Source organism: Longimicrobium sp., from assembly GCA_036377595.1.
GTDB lineage: Bacteria > Gemmatimonadota > Gemmatimonadetes > Longimicrobiales > Longimicrobiaceae > Longimicrobium.
Map to the genome: position 1 here is coordinate 1 of DASUYB010000116.1, position 3,265 is coordinate 3,265.

At 72.5% G+C, this 3,265-nt stretch carries 1 protein-coding gene; it reads right to left on the minus strand.

What is annotated here, in order from left to right; genetic code table 11:
- Positions 1-3,265 (minus strand): condensation domain-containing protein (locus VF092_20670; GenBank protein ID HEX6749718.1); only part of this gene is annotated, 3,265 nt, incomplete at both ends.

Here is a 3,265-nt window from a genome sequence, read left to right on the forward strand (position 1 = left end):
ACCCATCCGCAGCAGCTCGGCCGCGGCGGTGGGCACCATGCTCGCGTAGGTGACGGGCTCGGAGACATCCGCCAGCTCGAGGGCGTTCTCCACCAGCACGCCCGTCCCGCCCCAGCACAGCGTGCCGAAGATCTCCGCGACCGATACGTCGAAGCTGGTAGAGGTGGAGAAGAGGGCGCACGTGCGCTCCGCGTCCGTCACCGTCTCCCGCATCCAGTGCAGCAGGACGCTGGCGCTGGAGTGCCGGATCATCACCCCCTTGGGACGGCCGGTGGAGCCGGAGGTGAAGATGACGTGCGATAGGTTCTCCGGACCCACGCCGGTCTCGGGCACATCGTCGGACAGATGCACCAGCTCGTCCGCGATCGCGTCCAGGCGGCCGATGGCGGCCGCGGACTCAGGCAGACGTTCCGCCAGCGCTGAAGTCGTGAGGACGAGCGAGACCTGCGCGTCCTCGATCATGTAGGCCAGCCGCTCGGCCGGGTTCGCGACGTCGAAGGGGACGTAGGCGGCGCCGGCCTTGAGCACCGCTAGGAGCGAGACGATCAGCTCCGGCGTGCGCTCCAGCAGCACGGCGACGCGGACCTCCGGCCCGGCGCCCGCCGCGCGGAGGTAGTGCGCCAGCCGGTTCGCGCGGGCGTCCAGCTCGGCGTAGCTCACCCGCTCGGCGCCGTGCACCAGCGCCGTCCGCTCCGGCGTGGCTGCGGCCTGTCGCGCGAACAGCTCGTGGGTGAAGGCGTGCGGATGGGTGGAGGGAGTCGCGGCCCACTCGCTCACGAGCTGGGCGCGCTCCTCGGCGCCGAGCATCTCCAGCTCCGACACGCGACGATCTGGATCCGCAGCGGCGCACGCCAGCAGCGCGTGCAGGTGATCCAGCATCTGCCGCGCGGTGGACGCGTCCAGCAGGTCGGTGGCGTACTGCAGCGACAGATCCAGCGCCTCGCCCGTCTCCGCGGCGAAGAGCGAGAGGTCGAACTTGGCTGCCGTGTCCTCGATCTCCAGCCACTCCACCTCGACGCCGTCCAGCTTTAGCTCCTCGCGTGGCGCGTTCTGCAGCGTGAGCATCACCTGGAACAGCGGCGCGTGGCCGAGGCTCCGCTCCGGCGCCACTTCCTGCACCAGCCGCTCGAACGGCAGCTCCTGGTGCGCGTACGCACCCAGCGTCACCTCACGCACCCGTCCCAGCAGCTCGCGGAACGACGGGTTGCCCGACAGGTCGGTGCGCAGCGCCAGCGTGTTGACGAAGAAGCCGACCAGCCCCTCCAGCTCGGCGCGCGTGCGCCCGGCGATGGGGCTGCCCACCACCACGTCCTCCTGCCCCGAGTACCGAGACAGCAGGAGCTGGAACGCGGCGAGCAGCACCATGAACGGCGTGGCGCCCTCCGTCCGCCCCAGCGCGCGCAGCTGTGCCGCGAGCTCCGCCGGCACTTCCAGCCGCTCCACCGCGCCGCGGTGGCTGGGCGCGTTCGGGCGCGGGCGGTCGGTGGGCAGGTCCAGCACGGCCGGCGCACCGGCCAGGCGCTGGCGCCACCAGGCCAGCTGCGCGTCCAGTCGGCCGCTGCGCAGGTGCTCGCCCTGCCATCCGGCGTAGTCGGCGTACTGCAGGCGCGGCTCGGTGAGCGGCGAGGGCAGGCCCTGCGTGAAGGCGGCGTACAGCGCGCCCAGCTCGCGCAGGATCACCCCCGTGCTCCACCCGTCGAACACCACGTGGTGGACCACGATCAGCAGCACGTGATCCTCATCCCCCAGCCGCAGCAGCCGCGCGCGGAACAGCGGGCCGGCGGCCAGGTCGAACGGCCAGTCCGCCTCCTCACGGGCGAACCGCGCAGCAGCCTTCTCCCGCTCGGCCGTGGGAAGGGCCGAGAGGTCCTTGATCTCCAGCACCCACTCGCCCGCCGGGTGGATCACCTGCACCGGCTCGCCGCCCTCGGACGAGAAGGTGGTGCGTAGCGATTCGTGCCGGCGCACCAGCTCCTCGAGGCTCTGCTCCAGCGCGTCCTCGTTCAGTGCACCGCGCAGACGCAGCGCGGCGGGGAGGTTGTACTCCGATCCCCCCGGCTGCAGGTGGTCCAGGAACCAGAGCCGCTCCTGCGCGAACGAGAGCGGCGCCTCGCCGTCGTGCAGCCGCGCCACAATCGGCTCCGACTGCTCCGGCTGCTCCGCCCCCCGCGCGGCGTCGATGCGCTCGGCGAGCCCGGCCAGCGTGGGCCGCTCGAACAGCGCGCGGACAGGGAGCTCGATGCGGAACACGTCGCGGAGCCGGCTCACCACGCGGGTGGCCAGCAGCGAGTGCCCGCCGAGCTCGAAGAAGTTCGATTCGCGGCCGACCCGCTCCACGCCCAGCATCTCGGCGTAGGTCGCGGCGAGCACCTCCTCCGTGGGCGTGCGCGGCGGCGTGAGCTCTTCCGCCGCGGCATGCCCCCACTCGGGCGCGGGCAGCGCGTTGCGGTCGATCTTGCCGCTGCCGGTGAGCGGCAGCCGCTCCAGCCAGACAAACGCGGCGGGCACCATGTACGCGGGAAGCCGCGACTCAAGGTACGAGCGCAGGTCGCTGGCGTCCGCATCGGACTGGCCGACCACGTATGCGACGAGCCGCACGTCCCCGCCGTGGGTGCGGGATACGACGACGGCCTCCGCCACCGCGGGGTGCGTCCCCAGCACCGTGCCGATCTCGCCCAGCTCGACGCGGAAGCCGCGCACCTTCACCTGGTGGTCGGTGCGGCCGAAGTACTCCAGCTCGCCGTCAGCACGCCACCGCACCCGGTCCTGCGTGCAGTACATCCGCGCGCCCGGGGTCGGGCTGAAGGGATCGGGGATGAAGCGCTCCGCCGTCAGCGCCGGACGCGCCGCGTATCCGCGCGCCAGACCGTCGCCCGCCAGGTACAGCTCACCCGCGACGCCGACCGGCACCGGGTTGAGATTCGCGTCCAGCACGTACGCGCGTGTCCCCGGCAGCGGCCGGCCGATCCGCACCTCCGCGGCGCCCTTCACGACCAGCGAGTAGGTCGAGTAGGTGGTGTCCTCGGTGGGGCCGTAGACGTTCCCCACCTTCTCCACCGTCCCGAGCCCGTACAGCCCCTGCGCCAGGTCGCTGGTCAGCGCCTCACCGGCCAGGTTGAGCGTGCGCAGGCTCGCGGGGATGGCACCCATCCGCAGCAGCTCGGCCGCGGCGGTGGGCACCATGCTCGCGTAGGTGACGGGCTCGGAGACATCCGCCAGCTCGAGGGCGTTCTCCACCAGCACGCCCGTCCCGCCCCAGCACAGC